Annotated in this window: 16 protein-coding genes, 1 tRNA gene and 2 pseudogenes; 4 read left to right on the top strand and 15 right to left on the bottom strand. The window is 63.6% G+C overall.

Features of this window, described 5'->3' with window-relative positions; all coding sequences use genetic code 11:
- Positions 1–84 precede the first annotated feature (84 nt).
- The 8 genes and pseudogenes from Uis4E_RS10070 to Uis4E_RS12090 form a co-directional block, all read right to left on the bottom strand.
- A complete protein-coding gene (locus tag Uis4E_RS10070) occupies positions 85–804 on the bottom strand; it encodes an HAD hydrolase-like protein (protein ID WP_101623013.1) in 720 nt (239 codons plus the stop codon).
- 140 nt (positions 805–944) lie between these two features.
- Positions 945–1,289 carry an RNA polymerase-binding protein RbpA gene (locus Uis4E_RS10065; protein WP_034528258.1) on the bottom strand — a complete coding sequence of 115 codons (345 nt, stop codon included), beginning with the start codon at positions 1,287–1,289 and terminating at the stop codon, positions 945–947.
- Between the two features lie 108 nt (positions 1,290–1,397).
- Positions 1,398–4,001, bottom strand: a complete 2,604-nt coding sequence (locus Uis4E_RS10060) for a DEAD/DEAH box helicase (RefSeq protein WP_101623012.1) — start codon at positions 3,999–4,001, stop codon at positions 1,398–1,400.
- Positions 4,002–4,009: 8 nt separating this feature from the next.
- Positions 4,010–4,324 carry an ABC transporter permease gene (locus tag Uis4E_RS10055; protein WP_101623011.1) on the bottom strand — a complete coding sequence of 105 codons (315 nt, stop codon included), beginning with the start codon at positions 4,322–4,324 and terminating at the stop codon, positions 4,010–4,012.
- 48 nt (positions 4,325–4,372) lie between these two features.
- Positions 4,373–5,482: pseudogene (locus tag Uis4E_RS12460) on the bottom strand (helix-turn-helix transcriptional regulator); the annotation flags it as partial.
- An 89-nt stretch (positions 5,483–5,571) separates the two neighbouring features.
- Positions 5,572–6,289: pseudogene (locus Uis4E_RS12455) on the bottom strand (helix-turn-helix transcriptional regulator); the annotation flags it as partial.
- Between the two features lie 124 nt (positions 6,290–6,413).
- Positions 6,414–7,856, bottom strand: a complete 1,443-nt coding sequence (locus Uis4E_RS10045; RefSeq protein ID WP_165784955.1) for a UTP--glucose-1-phosphate uridylyltransferase — start codon at positions 7,854–7,856, stop codon at positions 6,414–6,416.
- A gap of 187 nt (positions 7,857–8,043) precedes the next feature.
- Positions 8,044–8,568, bottom strand: coding sequence for a hypothetical protein (locus Uis4E_RS12090; protein ID WP_207764578.1), 525 nt, complete (start codon positions 8,566–8,568; stop codon positions 8,044–8,046).
- Between the two features lie 204 nt (positions 8,569–8,772).
- On the opposite strand from Uis4E_RS12090, the gene Uis4E_RS10035 reads away from it, so the two are divergent.
- A tRNA-Pro gene (locus Uis4E_RS10035) sits at positions 8,773–8,849 on the top strand.
- Positions 8,850–9,371: 522 nt separating this feature from the next.
- On the opposite strand, the gene Uis4E_RS12335 is transcribed toward Uis4E_RS10035, so the two are convergent.
- Positions 9,372–9,494 (bottom strand): hypothetical protein, encoded by a 123-nt coding sequence (locus tag Uis4E_RS12335; protein WP_279324957.1) that lies wholly within the window; start codon positions 9,492–9,494, stop codon positions 9,372–9,374.
- A 60-nt stretch (positions 9,495–9,554) separates the two neighbouring features.
- Here Uis4E_RS12335 and Uis4E_RS10030 point away from each other — a divergent pair, with 60 nt between their 5' ends.
- A complete protein-coding gene (locus tag Uis4E_RS10030) occupies positions 9,555–10,220 on the top strand; it encodes a hypothetical protein (RefSeq protein WP_101623007.1) in 666 nt (221 codons plus the stop codon).
- 46 nt (positions 10,221–10,266) lie between these two features.
- Here Uis4E_RS10030 and Uis4E_RS10025 read toward each other — a convergent pair whose 3' ends face one another.
- Together Uis4E_RS10025 and Uis4E_RS10020 are read right to left on the bottom strand one after the other, a co-directional pair.
- The gene (locus Uis4E_RS10025) at positions 10,267–11,538 is read right to left on the bottom strand and encodes an MFS transporter (protein ID WP_101623006.1); all 1,272 of its coding nucleotides are present in this window, start codon (positions 11,536–11,538) and stop codon (positions 10,267–10,269) included.
- A 151-nt stretch (positions 11,539–11,689) separates the two neighbouring features.
- Positions 11,690–12,352 carry a TetR/AcrR family transcriptional regulator gene (locus Uis4E_RS10020; RefSeq protein WP_101623005.1) on the bottom strand — a complete coding sequence of 221 codons (663 nt, stop codon included), beginning with the start codon at positions 12,350–12,352 and terminating at the stop codon, positions 11,690–11,692.
- Between the two features lie 181 nt (positions 12,353–12,533).
- Between Uis4E_RS10020 and Uis4E_RS10015 the strand changes: the two genes are divergently transcribed.
- Positions 12,534–13,127, top strand: a complete 594-nt coding sequence (locus Uis4E_RS10015) for a GAD-like domain-containing protein (RefSeq protein WP_101623004.1) — start codon at positions 12,534–12,536, stop codon at positions 13,125–13,127.
- A gap of 73 nt (positions 13,128–13,200) precedes the next feature.
- Here the strand turns inward: Uis4E_RS10015 and Uis4E_RS10010 are convergent, their stop codons facing one another.
- From Uis4E_RS10010 to Uis4E_RS10000, 3 genes are all read right to left on the bottom strand, one after another.
- Positions 13,201–13,608 carry a GNAT family N-acetyltransferase gene (locus Uis4E_RS10010; RefSeq protein ID WP_101623003.1) on the bottom strand — a complete coding sequence of 136 codons (408 nt, stop codon included), beginning with the start codon at positions 13,606–13,608 and terminating at the stop codon, positions 13,201–13,203.
- A 121-nt stretch (positions 13,609–13,729) separates the two neighbouring features.
- Complete coding sequence (gene der, locus Uis4E_RS10005) at positions 13,730–15,859, bottom strand: bifunctional cytidylate kinase/GTPase Der (RefSeq protein ID WP_101623002.1); 2,130 nt, start codon at positions 15,857–15,859, stop codon at positions 13,730–13,732.
- Positions 15,856–16,629: a pseudouridine synthase gene (locus Uis4E_RS10000; RefSeq protein ID WP_101623001.1), complete on the bottom strand. Its 774-nt coding sequence runs from the start codon at positions 16,627–16,629 to the stop codon at positions 15,856–15,858. The genes der and Uis4E_RS10000 overlap by 4 nt, the downstream gene beginning before the upstream one ends.
- Before the next feature lie 148 nt (positions 16,630–16,777).
- On the opposite strand from Uis4E_RS10000, the gene Uis4E_RS09995 reads away from it, so the two are divergent.
- The gene (locus Uis4E_RS09995; RefSeq protein ID WP_101623000.1) at positions 16,778–17,734 is read left to right on the top strand and encodes an MIP/aquaporin family protein; all 957 of its coding nucleotides are present in this window, start codon (positions 16,778–16,780) and stop codon (positions 17,732–17,734) included.
- On the opposite strand, the gene Uis4E_RS09990 is transcribed toward Uis4E_RS09995, so the two are convergent.
- Complete coding sequence (locus Uis4E_RS09990) at positions 17,648–17,935, bottom strand: DUF3017 domain-containing protein (protein WP_101622999.1); 288 nt, start codon at positions 17,933–17,935, stop codon at positions 17,648–17,650. The genes Uis4E_RS09995 and Uis4E_RS09990 overlap by 87 nt on opposite strands.
- Positions 17,936–17,938: the final 3 nt, after the last annotated feature.

Raw genomic sequence — 17,938 nt, 5'->3', positions numbered from 1 at the left:
GAAATAAGAAAACGGCGTGGTGTGCATCCAACGAACCAACTGAATGCACACCACGCCATCCGCCATCCGAAAGAACGGCTTTCTTTACTGCGCGAAGTACTCGTTCACCGCGGTCCGCAATTCGGACACGTGGTCGATGATGCGGTAGCATCCGTGTTCGGTCAGCTCGCCGGGTTCGGCGTAGCCCCAGCCGCAGCCCAAGCAGTCGAGTCCGCACGCCTTGGCGCCGTCCGCATCGGTCCAACGGTCGCCGACCATCAGCGCGCGGTCGCCCGCGGCGGCATCAAAACCGATGTTCTCGAAGCAATACCGGATGACCTGGTCCTTGTCGATGCGCGAGCTGTCCTTGCTGGCGCCGTAGATGCCGGACACCAGCGGCGTGACGCCGAACCGTTCGCAGATCGGCTTGGCCTGGTATTCGGGCTTGCAGGTGGCGACGGCGAGATAGTATCCGTCCTCGTCGCGCAGGTCGATGAGTTGTTCGGCGATGCCGTCGAACAACTTGTTGACGTAGCAGCCGGAGACCTTCTCCCCCGGATTGTTCGGATCGTCGAACACCTGCTTGTTGCCGTAGTAGTCGCGGTAGGTCTCCACGGCGAAATCGAGCCTGTCGTCGGGGACGCGGTTGAGCGTGAGCGACGTGCTGATGGCCGGGCCGACGAAACGGTGCAGGGCCTCGTCATCGGGCACCGGGATGCCCAGCGTCTTGTACGTCTCGGTGACGGCGGCGAGGATGCCGGGCGCGGAATCGGTAAGCGTGCCGTCAAGATCGAGCAGGACCACGTTTCTCGGATGTTCGGCCATTGGTGTCGCTCCCCCTGTGTTCTCTCATATTCGTCGATTATTCGTCGATGCCGTTCGGTCACGGCTTCCATATCATGCCAGTTACGTATTATGCCCGGTCGAGTTGACCGGGCATACAGTTCAGGTGTCGTTCACCTGCATCACTCGTAATCGGGAATCCAACCTTCGCGGTGCATCTTGAGCCGCTTCTCCAGCAGCTCCTTGAGCTCCTCCTCGCTACGGCGTTCGAGCAGCATGTCCCAGTGCGTGCGGGTGGGCTTGGCGATCTCGTTGGCAGAGGCGTCCTCGCCTTCACGGTGCGCGGTGGAACCGCAACGGCACTCCCACTCGTCGGGGATCTCCGCGCCTTCCGCGAACGGCAGGATCGTGCGATGCCCGTTCGGGCAGACGTAGGCGACTTCCTCACGTGCGGCGAAATCGACGTTGCTGTCGGATTCCAGCGATTTCGCACCGATGCTCATACCACGCAGACTGCGTTCGGCCATAGTACGGGTTCCTCCTTGTTTTTCGACATATCCACATTACGCAACAGTTCGGACGTGGCGGTTATTCCATGCGTGCGCGATGCGCCGGACCCGCATGGGACGCCGCCGTCAGTCGACGCCCGAATACGCGACGACGCCGCGGTTGACCATGTCCGCCGCGAGACGCGCCCGGTGTGAGAGATCGGCGTGACCCTCGCCGATGTACGGTTCGGCGGACGCGATCTGGTGGAGGATGTCCACCAAGCGTTTCGCGTTGCGCACGAAATCGCCGCCGGTGAGCTCGGTGCCGTGCAGCACATCGGCGAGATCCCGTCCGTCGGCCCACTCATACATGACATCCAGTATCCCGGCATCGACATCGGGCAGCGGGTCGAGCCCATGATCCTCGCACGACACGTCGATCTGGTCGCGCAGGGCCTTGAGCTCGCCCGCCGCGACGGCTATCGGGCCGTGGACGGAACCGGGATAGTACCGTGGCTCTCCCCCGCCGCCGCGCCGGGCCTCGTAGACGAGCGACGACAGGACCGCTGCGAGCCCCGCGGGCGGCAGCAGGTCCAGCGCGCCGGTGAGGATCGCCTGGGCGAGGACCACGTCGAGTTCGCTGTACAGGTGACGCAGCAGCTGGCCGCTTTCGGTGAGCCTCAGGTCGCGGCCATGCGTCGCGCCGGCGTCGACCTCCTCGAGATAGCCGAGTCCGGTGAGGATGTCGCAGATACGGTCGAACTGGCGTGCGACGGAACCGGTGCGTGAGTCGTAACGTTCCCTGACGCGTTTCAGCTCGCGCATCTCGCGCATCCAACGATGCCCCCATTTGAGATGCCGCTGCAGATCGGGGCATTCCCGGCACGGATGATGCTGGTCGGCCTTGCGCAGTTCGCCGATGCGACGGTCGAGGTCACGGAACGCCTCGGACCGCTCCTCATCGGAGCGGAACACGGTATGCTTCAGCCGGTTGCGTTCGTTCTTCTCCAAATCGCTCAGACGCATGCGCAGTTCCATGAACCCGCGGAAGTCGCCATGGTCGCAGGCGAACGCCTTCTCGTACCCGTCGATGGCCTGTTCGAGCGTGGTCATCTGCGATTCCAGCTGCCACGCGGAGGCGTTCGCCTCCCATTGCGCGAACGAATGGTCGAGAGTCACGCGCGAGGTCTCGTAGTCGCTGGAGTTGAGCAGGTTCACCGCCATGTTGAACGTGGCCTTGAAACTGGAGTGCAGCGGGTAGACGCGCTTGCTGGACAGCGCGGCCGCCGTGGCCGGCACGAACCCGTGATGGTCTACGACGATGGCGTGGCCGATGGTGTCGATGCCGCGACGTCCGGCGCGGCCGGTCAGCTGGGTGAACTCCCCCGGCGTCAGCGCGACGTGTCCGGTGCCGTTGAACTTCTCCAGCTTCTCCACGACGACGCAACGGGCCGGCATGTTGATACCCAGGGCCAGCGTCTCCGTGGCGAACACCATCTTGACGAGTCCCTCCTCGAAGAGCCGTTCGACGATCTGGCGGAACAGGGCGATCATGCCCGCATGATGCGACGCGAACCCCTCCTCGAGCGCGAACCGGAACCGGGAGAAGCCCAACGCCTTGAGATCGGCCTGGGAGAGCTGCCCCTCCACCATCTCGTCCACGATGCGGCGGATGCGGTGCATCTCCTCGTCGGTGGTGAGCTCCAATCCCGCGTTGATGCACTGTTCGACCGCCTGGTCGCATCCGTTGCGGGAGAAGATGAAGTAGATGCCCGGCAGCATGTCGAGATAGTTGAGTTCGTCCACGACTGCCCAGCGGCGCGGCACGTGGCGTTCCGGCTTGCGCGCGGGCGCGCCGCTGCGGCCACGGCCTCCGCGCGGCTCTCCCCTGCGGCGCTTGCGCGAACGCTCCTCGCCCTGGCGCCGCGCCGCGATGCGGTCGAACTGGTCGAGCCTGTTGGCGAGTTCCGGATTGAGTTTGGGGGTCTGGTCGCCGTTGCCGTCGCGACGGTACAGGTCGATGATCTCGGGTTCGGTGCGATCGTCCTTCTGCACGATCACATGCTGTTCCAGCGGCACGGGTCTCTTCTCGGACACGACGAGTTCGGTGTCGCCGCGCACCGAGGAGATCCACTGGCTGAAATCCTCCACGTTGGACACCGTCGCGGACAACGCCACGATGCGGACCTGTTCCGGTAGGTGGATGATGACCTCCTCCCACACGGGGCCGCGGAACCGGTCTGCGAGATAATGCACCTCGTCGAGGATGACGTAACGGAGCGCGTCGAGCGTCGTGGACCGCTCGTACAGCATGTTGCGCAGGACCTCGGTGGTCATCACGACGATGTCCGCCTCCGAGTTGATGGAGGTGTCGCCGGTGAGCAGACCGACCCGGTCCGCGCCGTAGACATCGACGAGGTCGTGGTATTTCTGGTTGCTCAGCGCCTTGATCGGCGTGGTGTAGAAAGCCTTGACGTTATGCTCCTGCGCGAGGAAGACCGCGAAATCCGCGACGACGGTCTTGCCTGCTCCGGTGGGCGCGGCCACGAGCACGTTGCGGCCGGCTTCGAGGGCCTCGTTCGCCTGCGTCTGGAAATCGTCCAGTTCGAACGGCAGCGTGCCGGCGAACCGTGCGGCGATGCTCGCCTGTCGTTGCTGTCGCTTGCGGAACGCCGCATACCGGGCGGACGGCGACGACTTCCCCGCATCCGTGTTGCGGTCGACCCGGTTCGTGTGGTGCTTCGATGCCATGATCGTGATTACAGAGCGTCCTTCCATCGCTTCCACGCCTGCACATGACGGTCGCGCGTCGCCTGACGACGTCTGACGACCTCGATGTGGGCATGTTCGTATCGTTCGGCCGCGACCTGCAGCGGCTGGGTGAAGATGGGGCTATCGTCCTCGTCGGAGTCCCCGGCGGGTTCGCCCATGGCGGCAAGACGATCGGACACCTGCTCCCCCGTGTCGGAGACGACGCGCAGCGCCGCCATGGCTCGTCTGAACGCGTAGATGCCGCCGATGACGATCATCGCGAGCATGAACAGCGCCAGCACCAGCCAAATCCACCAAGGCATGAAGACTCCTTCCTCCCGTCATGCCGTCATACCGGCATGACGTCCGGTTCAGACGGCCTCGTCGTCATGCGTGACGACGCTCAGCTCCCGTTGCGCACGCGCGACGATCATCGACCGAAGCGTCTCCGGGGCCACCGCCACGATGTGCCGCGCATGGGCGATGCAGAACGCCACGAACCATGAATCGGAGGACACGATGAGGTCGACCTTCTCGCCGTCCCCGTACGGTTCCACGGTGGCGCCGGGCAGGTTCTTGACGAATCCGGAGTCCTTGGCATCGGTGATGAACGTGGCGGCGGTGCCGTTGTCGAAGCTCCACTTGCGCAGTTCGCTCAACGGCATGTCCGGGATGTCGAGCGCCGTGGTCGGTTCGACCAGCCTGGCCTGCTCGATGCGGGCGATGCGCAGCACCTGCCACGTGCGCGGCTTGCCGTTCGCCCGGTTGACGGCAGGGTTCCTGAGCACCAGATTGAGCTTGTCTTCGGGGGCGGCCTTGGCCACATCGGTCCAGACGGCCACGTAGTACACGCCCTCGTCCACGTAGATCTTGACCGGGGCGACCAGGCGGCGGCGCGTGTTGCCTGCGCCGTCCGTGTAGGTCATGTCCAGCAGCGAGCCCGCGTTGATGGCGCGTTTGACGGTGCCGAAGTTGTGGGGTTCGAGCTCGTAGCCGGTCAGGCTCAGCCATGGCGTCTGGCCGGGCTTGACGTGCTGGTGCAGACGATGGTACAGGTTCTCCGCCTGGGCGCGTTGCGCGTCGGGAAGCAGCGGCGAATGGGCCAGATAGCTGACCGACGCGGTCAGCATGCTCAGGTACTGCGGCGAGATGCCGGCGAGACGTTCCAGCCCCAGGGAATTCGTGGCGGAGACGATGCCTTCGGCATCCAGCAGGGACCAGTCGATGTCGAAGAACTGGCTGCCGGCCATTTCGCCGTCATCGGAGACGGTGGTGAGCGTGTTGATGTCCTTGTGGATCACGTTCACCGACTTCTTGAGCTCCTCGGGTGTCTTCGCCTTGCCGATGAACCGGATGGCCAGCTCCTCGAGCGAGAATTCCTCGCCGAGATGCGCGGAGAGGAACAGCATGAGCCTCAGGCGGCGATCCACCTCGCTGCCCGTCTGGAACGACGATTTCTTGCCATGCGCCTTGCCGTTCTCGGTTTCGTCGGGATCGGCGGCGTCGGCTTCCTTCGTGGGAATCGACGCGGAGCCCGCGCCGAGCACGTCCTCGACGGAACGAAGGTTCTCCGCGGCCTTGAGACGGCGGTGGAACGCGTCCGCCGCCTCCTGCGGGCTGACGATGGACGCGCCGGGATGTTCCAGCACGTACATCGCCAGATCGTCGGAATCCGTGTACGCGACGTTGATGTGCTCGCCGTCCACGTCGATGGTGGCGGCGAACCGACGCGAGTCGATGACCTTCACCAAGGCGTCGGGAATGGTCTGCGTGCCGAGGCCGGGTGCAATCGAATCGAGACCGAGCCCGGGAATCGGAGTCTGCGGAACGCGCGGCGCGGTGCGGGAGGCGTGTGAATTGGAGGCCGCCTGCTGCTCATGGTCGTTGGACATGGACATGGACCGGGCGAGATAGTTCGCCGCGGCGAGCACCGACATGTCCTCGGGCTCGAACCTCAGGCGGATGCGGGGCTCGTCGCCGAGCTGGAGGCGATACGAGGCGAAATCCTGTCCCTCCGACTTGGAGGAGTATTCCGGCTGACGTGACTCGATGGCGATGCCCATGGCCGCGAGCTTCGCACGGTCACGCTGGAACTGTTTGGCGAACGCGGCCTTCGCGGCCTGATCCGCCAGCTCGCCATACGAGTCCGCGTACGCCTTCACGCGTTGCGCGATCTGGCGCGAGGTGAGCCATTGGGGGAACGCGGATGACAACACGGCCAACACGTCAAGCTCATGCTTGCCCCACTTGTCGGAAAAACGCCGCCTTCCGGTGCTACCCTCTGCCATTAGTCCTCACGTATCGTTAAGGTTAATTCTCAACTGCGCTTTGTGAGCGCAACCTCCATCTATATTACGGTGTTTTTTCCGGGAACGTCGGCTTTTCGCCAAAAATGTCCCCGTTTTTTCCGTTTCAGATCCAATCGTCGGGTTCTACGCCCTGCGGTCCCACGTATTCGCTGTTGGGCACGTAGCGCGCCTCCCCCGTGTCCTCCAGCTTCGCGTCGGCGAACAGGATGACGTCGCGGCCGAACGTCCAATCGCCTTCGATGGTCACCGAGTTCGCGGCCGCCAGGGACGGCACGTTGTACGGGAACCGTTCGTCGAAGTCGTGGATGTTCTTGTAGTAGCGCGGATCGAGCGTGACGTTCGGGAAGATGTAGTTGCCGTCCTCCATCTCATAGGAGTCCGTGAGGTGGAAACGGTCCGACCGCATGATGAACAGGTCGTCGGTGGTCTTCACCGGCAGGAACCGCATGCGGTCGACCTGCACGCAGATGGCGCCGTCGAACAGGCCGATGGCGGCGCCCATGGCGGTCTCCAGCTGCAGGACCGGCGTCGTGGACGAATCGGTCGGGTCGACGGTCTTATGGTTGAGGATCACCGGCAGCGGCAGCACGCCGTCATGCTCGGCGAGCAGTGCCTTCAACGCGTCGACGCGCACCCAGATCGAATTCGTGTTGAAATAGGGATGCTTGTCGATGTTCTGCGCGTCCTTCTTGTCCTCCGGCGCCACCTGGCTCATCTCGCGCAGCATGAGACGGCCGGTCCTGCGATCGCGCACGATATGGCCGCCCTTGCGGTCGGCCTCGGTGCGGCGTGCCACCTCGACCATGAACGGCGCCTCCGAATTCTCGAAGTACTGGGCGAGCGTGCGGGAGGGACGCGCGCCGAGATTGTCCGAGTTGGAGATGAACAGGTACTTGAACCCGTGCTCCTCCAGCTTGTCGAGCAGGCCGGACTCCCAGATGGTGGAGTACAGGTCGCCGTGGCCCGGCGGGCACCATTCGAGATCCGGATTCTGCGGGAACGAGACCGGTTCGCCGGTGGCCAGGTCGATCTTCGGCTCCACGTGCTGCACGATCTCCATCGGGATGTTCTCCTGATGGAACTTGCGGTTGTGATGCAGCACCTTCATCGTGTCCTTCGAGGTGCGGAACGAGTTCATCAACGTGAGCGGCAGCTCGACGCCGAGACGCGTGCGGGCGGTCAGCACCTGGCCGATGATGATGTCGATGAACCGCATCTGCTTCGCCTTGTGATGGCGCACCGGAAGCAGCGACTTCGCGCAGTCGAGGCCCATCGACGTGCCGAGACCGCCGTTGAGCTTCAGGAACGCGGTCTTGGAGAACGCGTCCACGGCCTTGTCGTGGTCGATCGTCTCGTAGATGTCATGGAAGCTCTGCACGCCGGTGAGCGGTTCGACGTCGCGCTCCCGGATGCATGTGGAGCCCTCGTCGTTGCGCCACACGTCATACAGGTGCTTGAACTGGCTGATGGCCACCTCGCTCATGCCGTGCTCACGCATCTTCGCGGCGGACTTGTCGAATACGTCTGACAACTGTCTCTCCTTCATGACTTGTTCGATAGACGACCAGTCTACCGGATGGCGGAAGGACGTGAAGGCCATGTGCGGAAACATGGCATGTAAATACGGTGAACGGTGATGGCCAATCGGCGGAAACCGTGTGTGAAAGCGCTTGTTCCCGCCGATTCATGTCCGGCATCGTGGCTGCGTCGATGCCGGGATGGATACCGGTCCGTCAGATGATCATCGCCGCCGCCGAAGCCGCGGATATGCCGATGACGATGATCACGATGACGAAGATGATGTACAGTACGACGAACGCCGCCCAGACGATGACCGACACGAGTGCGCCTTTGCCCGCCATCGTGGCGTCGCGCGGACGCTGGTCCTTCCACACCAGCCACAGGATGAGGCCGGCGACCGGGACGAAGAAACCGAGGACCGCCCATCCGAACGATCCGCTGTCCGCCGGATTCACATACCCCGGCTGCGGATAGCCGTAGGGTGTGCCGTATGACGGGACGGGCTGCTGCGGCGGGTACGGATAGGCCGTCTGGGCCTGCGGCTGCGGCGGATACGCGGGTTGGCCGTACTCCCCCGCCGTGTATGGCTGCGGTTCCGGTGCCGGAGTGCCATAGGGCTGTTGCGCGTATGCGTTGTACGTCTCAGGCTCCGGCGCAGCCGGCGTAGCCGGAGCGGGTTGGGGCATCGATGATTCAGGCAACGGCGCCTGAGGTGCTGTCGAGTTGGGTTCTGACATGACAGCCTCCCTTCTTTTGTCTAAGGATATTCCCCATGCCATGGATGACGCAAGCACTCGAAGGTGCTCGCAGGTGTTCGAAGGCGAAGGACGTGCATGGTTCCCCCTCTTGGCGGTCCGGTGGACAGTCCGGACGAAGGAGACACGCCGAGTTGCGTTTCCGGAATCATCTGGTAAATTATTCGACTGTTGCAAATGCAGCATCGGACCATAGCGCAGTTTGGTAGCGCACTTGACTGGGGGTCAAGGGGTCGCGGGTTCAAATCCCGCTGGTCCGACCAGAAAGCCCGGAATTTCAACGATTCCGGGCTTTGATTTTTTCGCGTGAAATCGTTCTGGACACGATAGGACACGATGACATACGCAACTTCGGACCCAAACTGTTCCCGACCGACGGCTGAACCCCAGTCATTCCGTTTCGATGGCGTTTCTGACTGAGTGATGCAGCATTACGCCGTCAATGGCCTCGAATCGTTGGAAATCCAACGATTCACATGTCGCGACACGCCCAAGAATCGTGTCTTTGGACACGATTCCAGACACGATGCTGGACACAACCGGACACAACACATCGCAACACGCCTCATATCGACGGCGTGTCATTCGGAATCCCAATCCCGGTGTGGGCCAGATTCCATGCGGCATCCACAACTTCTTCACTTGATTGTTGTCGGGGACATGTGAGCGGAAGCCCCTTCCCCTCCCCTACCATGGAGATATAGACAAGGAAGCCATCCGAGGGATGTAGGGCATGTCCGATTACAAGATCTAAGACCGGTACGCCGGGGCCATCTCGGCAAGGCTCACTCCGGTTTTTCTCGCGTCGCCTTCAGCTTCTTGCAGGCATCCCAATAGATATCGCGGTTCCTCATACCCAGTGCCTCGGCATCCGCGTCGTACGGTTCCAGTTCCTTCCAGCCGAGCATGTCACTCAGCTATAATCATCGGACACGCGTGCATCCTCGGGAGCACAAAGGGGGAAACCAATGAGCAACACCGACGCACCGCAATGGCGGGTGATCATTCCGGCCAATGCCGATATAGCCGGCCACCAGGATGACGATGTCATCGGAACCGAGACCTTCGGCACGGATGCCGATGTCGTCACGTTCACGGCAAGGCAGATCGACCGGACGATGATGACCCTTCGTGACATCGCCGGAACATCGGGGCCACCGTGGATCTCATACGAGGAGACAGGCGTGTTCGACGACGCGGCCGAGGCTCTCTCGCTGGTCCGACCGCGAATCGACAAGGCGTACGATTCCGATGAATATGACGGTCTGCTTCTGCTTGCCGACGCGTTGGACAAAGCGGTTCTTCGACGTTCCGTCCTCCTCTATGACTTCGGCGTCGATCCTCTCGTCACGTATCCGACCCCGATTCATCCGACCGGGGACAGGAACGTGCTGATTATCGGCACGGATGATGTGGATGTCATCTTCGATACTCCGGGAGCCCTGTGGAATCTCACACACACCATGGGCGGCCGCTTCGATATGGCGGTGATTCGTGATCGCATGGATGCCGGATTCCGTTCCACTCCGGCCGGCGTGATGCTCCGCACCCGCATGGAACTGCTCGCCGAGACGATCATGGGCTACGGTCTTTGGTGCGTGGTCAACGGAGGAACGCCCACCACGGCCGCGTGAATGGCGCGAAGACGCCCATGATCGATTCGGATGGCCGAAGCCGGGCTCAGAACCGCCGCGTCACATGTGCGACCAGCGGCAGCATCGCAGCGGCCAGCATGAACGTCATCGCCAGAACCGCTCCCGCCGGGTAGACGCTGTACGCCCAGCCGTATGCAATCTGTCCGAGAGGTTGGGCGCACATGCTCGCGGAGAGCGCGAGCGACATCACCTTGCCGGTCATGTCCTCGGGGCAGCTCATCTGGATTGCCGGCACGGCGATGAGGTTCGCGAGGGTGATAGCGACCATGGTTCCGCACGTGCTCGCCGTGAGCACCGCGAGGCGTACTCCCCCGCTTGCGGGAAGCGTCATGACGAGCGTCTGGGGCAGGATGGTGAGCGAGAACGCGGCGATCGACATCGGGAACCGCCGCATGGACAGCGACCTCGCGACTCTTCCGCCGACGATCGCGCCGAGCAGTCCGGATACTCCCACGAGACCATATGCAAGACCGTACGCCGTGGAGCCGAAGCCCAGCACGGTCCGCACCATGTAGGGGAAACCGACCTCCGCGTACCCTGTCACCAGGAAGTTGAGCGCGGCGCAGGTCAGCACCAGGTGCAGTACATGAGGGCGTTCGCGGGTGAGGAAACGTCCGGCCTCGCGCAGGTCGTCCAAAGCCGAGGTGCGCCCATCGTCACCGCGTTCGGGTGCGCCGAGCCGGATGAAGCACTCCACGACTGCGGCCACGCCGAACCCGACGATCGTGACACCCATCATGGGCATCACGCCCACCGCCGCGTAGAGCACGCCGCCAAGCACGGCGGGCACGAGCGTGCTCGTCTGGTTCACCACGTTCACCACGGCCATCGCGCGACGCATCACGTCCTCGCCGTGGGAGCGGAACATCTGCGGCAGCGCTGCCTGCACCGTGGGTGTCTCCATGGCATCGAGCACGGCGAGCACCACCTGCATCACGGCGATCGCCGCCAGATTGAAGCCGGCAACCGAGAAAATCGCCGCGCAAATGAGCACTGTCACGGCGGAGAGCGCGTCGAGCGCCACCATGACGGTCCGGCGGTTCGTGCGGTCCGCTACCACGCCGCCGAGGGGCGAGAGCAGGATCGTGGGCAGGATGCTTGCGGTGAGGATGGAGGCGAACGCCGCGGCCGACCCGGTCTCGTCAAGCACCCACATGGACATGGCGAACCGCAGCATGAGGTTGGCGAAGAGCGATATGCCGAGACCGGCGACGAGCAGATAGAAGTCGCGTGTGTGCAAGGGGTCGGCGATGCGGCCCGTTTGCGTATGGGCTGTGTATTCGGATGCGTTTGTCATCTTGGATTCCTTTTTTTCTTGGTGTTATTCACCGGCCACTCATTCGGACCGACCGTCGGTCTGTTGTGGTGATAAAACGCCCCATAAGGGGCGCAAACATCCCCACTGGGCACGGCATTTGCACGGCGGCGCACATGGGCGCCGCCGTGCCTTATGCGGATTCCTCTCCCCCATCTGGCGTCAGAGCCGCGAGACCCTGAATCGCCCGGGAGACGAGATCCTCGTCAAACACCGGCACATCGATGGCGTCAAGCATCGTGGCGAGGCAGCGGACGCGCCGTTCCATGTCGTCGTCTCCGACGGGATAGAAGCAGGGCATGAGCCAGTAGTTGCACAGGAGCGAGAGCAGCTGCGCCGCTTCCTCGGGGTATGCCGTGGGGATCGAACCGTCCTGTACGCCCATGTCGATGAGCGAACGGAAGGACGCCGGTAGTTTCGTTGACCAGAAGCGCATGTTCGAGGTGAAGAACGCAGGATCCTTGAGAAGCGCCAGCTGGGAGCGGACGAGATCCAAATGCTCGGGGTCGTCCACGGCGGAGGCGATGAGCGTGCGCAGCTTCTCGAGCGCGCTCATGTCCTTGCGCCCGATGAGCTCTCCAAGGAGACGCGAGGTGATGGCCCACTCGTCGGCGTTCAGCTGGTCGAGAATCGCCTCCTTCGATTTGAAATGGTGGTAGAGCCCGCCCTTGGAAAGTCCCAAATCGTTCAGGATGTCCTGGATGGATGTCTTCTCGTAGCCCTTCTCGGCGAAGAGCCTTCGGGCGGAATCAAGGATGCGCCGTTCGGTCTCCTCGGGATGTGCATTGCGTGCCATGTGGTCCTCCTTTCGTTCGCTATCTCCGACAGCATACAGACCGTCGGTCGGTCTGTCAAATGGGTCGGCCTGAAGATCGTCCGGCAGCGACTCGCATGTCGTAACCTCTCTTCGCGGGAGTCTCTAATATGGGAAACGGAGCCGCTTGAGTTGCAGCCAGTCACATGGCGAAAGGACGCGCATGATCGATCCGGATGACCGCAGCTGTTTCGATGATTTTGTGCCGTTCCGCCCGATGCCTCCAAGCTCGTACGAGCGGTGGCATGACAGACTGCCGCCCCAGATCGTCGATGTATGGGAACGCTGGGGTCTCGGCACCTTCTGCGACGGATACCTTCGCGTCGTCAATCCCGATGACTGGACCGGGTTGCTGGTCCGTCTATATCACCTGCCATGGAAGAGCCAGGTACCGATTCCCATCTTCGCGACCGCATTCGGCGATCTGATCGTGTTGGAGGCGCGGGATTCGGTGGCGACGCTCCAGTTCCGCAACAGCATCTTCCGATCATCCGCGCTCAAGTATTATCTGGCGGATATCCCCGATGAGTACTTCCGCCGGGATGTATTGGGCATCCGTGGGTATAAGACGGCAAGAAAGCGGTTGCCGATACCGAAGTACGGCGACTGCTATGCGTATGACCCCCTCATCTGCCAGGGCGGACCCGAACGCGCCGATCATCTGAGAATCAGCAACATGCGCGCCTATCTCAAGGAGATGATCGCGGTCGGCTACCAGCTCAACGAGAACAACATCCGCTTCGTCCAACTCGATTGAATGACGTCCTTGTGAATCGGCATGAGCGTATTCGGAAGAGGTCTCATCCTGTACGGCGGCCAACCGGTCGTTCTCACCAATCCGGGTTCACGATCTGCATGGCGACGCCGTCTGCCATGATGCGGAATCCGTGCCGTTCATAGAACGACGCGTTCCTGCTCTCCTCGGGCATGACCTCGATGTAGAAGTAGTCGCGGTATTTGTCCTTGAGCATCTCGATCATATGGCCGGCGATGCCGTTGCCCTGATACTCCGGATCAACCAGCACATAGTGCACATAGGCGAGCATCGACCCGTCGTCCAACGCGCGCACAAGTCCGACCAAACGGTCGCCATCCCATGCGGTGATGACGGTGGACGAGCCCATCAGCGCCTTATGCAGTCGCTCCGGATAGTCGGCGGACACCCATCCGACCGAGCGGAACAGACGGCGCACCTGCTCCTGGGTAAACGTCCTCTCTTCGGTGAACGTGATGGCCATGGCGCATCTCCTTATCGTCACTCCGGGTTGGAAGGCGATAATACCGGAATCGCCGTTCCCGATGATGGTGCATGTCCAATCACCGGGAACGGCGATCACTTGGTCGGTTCAACCTCGGCGGCTACTTGCGCTTCTTCTTCTCGCGGATGTTCACCGAGATCTGGATCGGCGAACCCTCGAAGCCGAACTCCTCGCGCAGCGAACGCTCGATGTAGCGGCGGTAGCCGTGCTCGAGGAAGCCTGTCGCGAAGATCACGAAACGCGGCGGACGCGTCGAGGCCTGCGTCGCGAACAGGATGCGCGGCTGCTTGCCGCCACGCAGCGGATGCGGGTGGGCGGCCTGCAGCTGGCCGAGGAACGCGTTGAGCTTGCCGGTCGGCACGCGCTTGTCCCACGATTCCAGCGCCTCGCGCATCGCCTTGGCGAGACGGTTCGTGTGCCAGCCGGTCTTCGCCGACAGATTCACGCGCTGCGCCCAGGTGACGCGGTCGAACTCGGTGACCCACAGGCGTTCGAGACGCTGCTTGTCGAACTCATCCATCGCATCCCACTTGTTGAACACGAGCACGATGGCGCGGCCCGCGTCCACGGCGGAGCTCATCACCTTGAGATCCTGGTCGGAGATCGGCACGGACGCGTCGAACAGCACGAGCGCCAGCTCGGAGCGTTCGATCGCCGCCTGCGTGCGCAGCGACGAATAGTATTCCGCGCCCTTGAGCTTGTGCTGACGGCGTTTGATGCCGGCCGTGTCGATGAACAGCCAGTCCTCGCCGTCGATGTCGATGACCTCGTCGACCGGGTCGCGCGTGGTGCCGGCCAGATCGTTGACGACCGTGCGCTCCTCGCGCGCCAGCTGGTTGAGCAGCGACGACTTGCCCACGTTCGGGCGTCCCACGAGCGCCACGCGGCGCAGGCCGGACGGCGTGAGATAGCCGGACGTCTTCTCCGCCTTGCGCAGTGAGTCGAGCGCCGCGTCGAGCAGGTCGCCCACTCCCCTGCCGTGCATCGCGGAGATCGCGTACGGCTCGCCGAGACCCAGCTTCCAGAATTCGGCGGCGAGATACTCGCTTTCGCGGTCGTCGACCTTGTTCACAGCGAGCGTGACCGGCTTGCCGGAGGCGCGCAGCATCTTCACGATGCGCTCGTCCGTGTCGGTCATGCCGACCTGTCCGTCGACGACGAGCACGACCGCGTCGGCCAGGTTCACGGCGACCTCGGCCTGCGAGGCGATGGCGGAGTCGATGCCTTCGACGTCCACCTCCCAGCCGCCCGTGTCGACGAGCTTGAAATCGGTGCCGGACCATTCCGCGTCATAGCTCACGCGGTCGCGCGTCACGCCGGGAGTGTCCTCCACGACGGCGACGCGACGGCCGAGGATGCGGTTGACGAGCGACGACTTGCCGACGTTCGGGCGTCCTACGACGGCGAGCACGCCCACCTGCTTCGGTCCGGGCCTGCCGGACGTCTCGTCGGCGCCGCGGCCCTCGATCAGCGCCTCGTCGCCCTCGTCCAACTCGTAGCCTTCGAGGTTGGCGGCGTAGCGCGCGTACTCCTGCTCCTCGATGGCCTCGTCGACGAGCCCGATCAGCGTGTCGAGCGTATGCGCGAAGTCCATGTCGGAATTGTCGACGGTGACGACGCCGTCCGCCGCGGTCGTGAAGTTCGTGACGCGCGAGTCCATGCGGTCGCGAGCGGCCACGTCCTCCGCGCCGACGCCGCCGGCCGCCTGGCCGGTGCGGCGCGCCTGGCGCACCTCCTCGCGGGCGGTGAGCAGCACGCGCACCTCCGCGTCCGGCGCGACGACGGTCGTGATGTCACGGCCCTCCGCGACGATGCCGAGCCCGCCGGAGAACGACTCCTTGTCCGCCTCGCGTGCGATGTACGCGCGCTGGGCGGCGATGAGCACGTTGCGCACCGGGATGATGTTCGACACCTTGGACACGTGCGTGGAGACCTCGGAGGACCGGATCGCCTCGGAGATGTCCACGCCGTCGGCGGTCACGGACGGCGCGTCCGGATCGACGGAGATGTCGAAATGGTCGCCGGTGAAGAACTCGCCCACCGCCTCGGTGACGATACGCTCGTCGACCTGCTCGGCGTCGAGGTCGATGCCCTGATTGAGGCACCACCACGCGCAGGCGCGGTACATGGCGCCCGTGTCGAGGTAGGCGAAACCGTAGTACTTGGCCAGCGCCTTCGACGTCGACGACTTGCCGACGCCCGCGGGCCCGTCGATGGCGACGCGGATCACAGGCCCACCGCCTTCGACAGGGAGCGGACCTCGGTCTGGCTGAGCACGCGGTAGGAGCCGGACTTGAGCTCGCCCAGCTTGATCGGGCCGATCTGCGTGCGCACGAGGCGCTTGACGGGGAAGCCGATCGAGCCGAAGATGCGGCGCACGATGCGGTTCTTGCCGGAGTGCAGCACGACCTTGACGATCGTCGCGTCGCGCTTCTGGTCGATGATCGCGCAGTGGTCGAGCTTGATCCAGCCGTCGTCCAGCTGCACGCCGGTCTTGACGAGACGGCGGCACACGGTGCCGGACAGCTTGCCTTCGACCGTGGCGATGTAGGTCTTCTCGACCTCGTACTTGGGGTGCATGACGTGCTGGCTCAGCTCGCCGTCGTTCGTCATGAGGATGAGACCCTCGGAATCGTAGTCGAGACGTCCCATGTGGAAGATGCGTTCGTACTTGTCGCCGACGATGTCGGCCAGCGTGTAGCGGCCCTTCGGATCGTCCATGGCGGAGAGCACGCGGCGCGGCTTGTTGAGCGCGAGCGTGACGTGGTTCGGGTTGATGCGCACACGCGATCCGTCGACGCGGACCTGCTGGCGCGACATGTCGACGCGGGTGCCGAGCTCGGTGACGAGCTCGCCGTCCACCTCGACGCGTCCTTCGGTGATCATCTCCTCGCACTTGCGGCGGGAACCGAATCCGGCCTGTGCGAGGATCTTCTGCAGTCGGATTCCTTCGTTGTTGCTTTCGTGCGCTTTCATGGCGCGGGAATAAGCGTTTGGCATCGTTCTCCCAACGTGGCCTAGGGGTATTTCCAACCTGAATATGGTACCGTACCCCCCGGATACGGCCCGATGTGCTACTGCTAGACTGTCAGTGCTCCGACGGGCCGCGCCCCCGGAACAACTCCGAACAAGAATCGAAGGAAAACACATGACATCTGAACAGAACATCACGAAGGAACAGCCGTGGCCGCTTCGCGTGGGGGCCGAGCTGGTCGGCACCTTCCTGATCTGCTTCGCCATCTACGTGTTCAGCACATTCGGCTCGATCGTCTTCCAGCTGAACCTCGCGTACATCGCGCTCGGCACGGGCCTCGTCTACGCGGCCGCGGTGTTCGCGCTCGGCGGCGTCTCGGGCGGCCAGTTCAACCCGGCGGTGACGGTCGCGGCCATGGTGACCGGCCGCACGAAGCTCGTGGACGGCATCCTCTACATCGTCTTCCAGGTCGTCGGCGCGACGCTCGCCGGCATGCTCGTCAAGTTCCTGCTGCCCACCTCCGAGAACGTCACGCTGGCCCAGTGGCTGACGACCACCGTCAACGGCTTCGACAAGGGTTCGGTCGCCTACAGCACGCTCACCCAGTACGGTCTCAACTTCTCCATCACCCAGGCCATCGCCGTCGAGCTCGTCGCCGGCCTGCTCATCGTGGGCGCCGCCATGGCCACCTACGGCACGAAGCGCTACGCGCTGGCCACCGGCGTGTCCTACACGGTGGGCGCCGCCGTCGCATTCCCGGTCACCGGCGCCGCGCTGAACCCGGCGCGCGCCACCGGCATCGCGCTGTTCGCCCAGAACCAGAAGCTCCAGGTCGAGCCGCTCAGCCAGCTGTGGGTGTTCTGGATCTGCCCGATCCTCGCCGCCGCGCTCGTCGCGCTCGTGATGGTGCTCCAGCAGATGATCGCCGCCCCGAAGGCGAAGGGCGACGATCCGGCGCAGCTCACCGCATACAACGAGGCCGCCGACTCCGCGCAGGATGCGCAGGAGACGACGGCCGACGGCGATGCGGACGGTTCCGCCACGTCACAGCGGAATGCCGTACACGCTGAAGTAGGTGGCGAGCAGTCCGATTCCAAGGCAGATGCCGATGAAGGAGTCGAACGCGACTGACCGCACCTTCCAGGGGCTGCGTTCGCGCATGACGAGGCGGACGAGCCCGGTCACGATGGCCGTCACGGAGATCAGCACCGTGGCGGCCATCGTGTATCCGAGGACCGCGAGCACGCCGGATGCGACCACCAGCGCGGCGACGATCCACTCGAACCACGGCTTGCCCTCATGGGCTTCGGAGACGAAGGGATGGTTCTTCATGCC

This window comes from Bifidobacterium parmae (genome assembly GCF_002860365.1).
Lineage (GTDB): Bacteria > Actinomycetota > Actinomycetes > Actinomycetales > Bifidobacteriaceae > Bifidobacterium > Bifidobacterium parmae.
The sequence above is the reverse complement of the archived record's forward strand: the minus strand, read 5'-3'. Positions and strand labels throughout refer to the sequence as shown.

Excerpts from the sequence above, each read along its gene's own strand:
- Uis4E_RS09990 (WP_101622999.1), bottom strand. The coding sequence starts at position 17,935 with ATGAAGAACCATCCCTTCGTCTCCGAAGCCCATGAGGGCAAGCCGTGG.
- Uis4E_RS10000 (WP_101623001.1), bottom strand. The coding sequence starts at position 16,629 with ATGCCAAACGCTTATTCCCGCGCCATGAAAGCGCACGAAAGCAACAAC.
- Uis4E_RS10065 (WP_034528258.1), bottom strand. The coding sequence starts at position 1,289 with ATGGCCGAACGCAGTCTGCGTGGTATGAGCATCGGTGCGAAATCGCTG.
- Uis4E_RS10060 (WP_101623012.1), bottom strand. The coding sequence starts at position 4,001 with ATGGCATCGAAGCACCACACGAACCGGGTCGACCGCAACACGGATGCG.
- Uis4E_RS10015 (WP_101623004.1), top strand. The coding sequence starts at position 12,534 with ATGATCGATCCGGATGACCGCAGCTGTTTCGATGATTTTGTGCCGTTC.
- Uis4E_RS12335 (WP_279324957.1), bottom strand. The coding sequence starts at position 9,494 with ATGCTCGGCTGGAAGGAACTGGAACCGTACGACGCGGATGCCGAGGCA.
- Uis4E_RS10010 (WP_101623003.1), bottom strand. The coding sequence starts at position 13,608 with ATGGCCATCACGTTCACCGAAGAGAGGACGTTTACCCAGGAGCAGGTG.
- Uis4E_RS09995 (WP_101623000.1), top strand. The coding sequence starts at position 16,778 with ATGACATCTGAACAGAACATCACGAAGGAACAGCCGTGGCCGCTTCGC.
- Uis4E_RS10020 (WP_101623005.1), bottom strand. The coding sequence starts at position 12,352 with ATGGCACGCAATGCACATCCCGAGGAGACCGAACGGCGCATCCTTGAT.
- Uis4E_RS10045 (WP_165784955.1), bottom strand. The coding sequence starts at position 7,856 with ATGAAGGAGAGACAGTTGTCAGACGTATTCGACAAGTCCGCCGCGAAG.
- Uis4E_RS10030 (WP_101623007.1), top strand. The coding sequence starts at position 9,555 with ATGAGCAACACCGACGCACCGCAATGGCGGGTGATCATTCCGGCCAAT.
- Uis4E_RS10025 (WP_101623006.1), bottom strand. The coding sequence starts at position 11,538 with ATGACAAACGCATCCGAATACACAGCCCATACGCAAACGGGCCGCATC.
- Uis4E_RS10055 (WP_101623011.1), bottom strand. The coding sequence starts at position 4,324 with ATGCCTTGGTGGATTTGGCTGGTGCTGGCGCTGTTCATGCTCGCGATG.
- Uis4E_RS12090 (WP_207764578.1), bottom strand. The coding sequence starts at position 8,568 with ATGTCAGAACCCAACTCGACAGCACCTCAGGCGCCGTTGCCTGAATCA.
- Uis4E_RS10070 (WP_101623013.1), bottom strand. The coding sequence starts at position 804 with ATGGCCGAACATCCGAGAAACGTGGTCCTGCTCGATCTTGACGGCACG.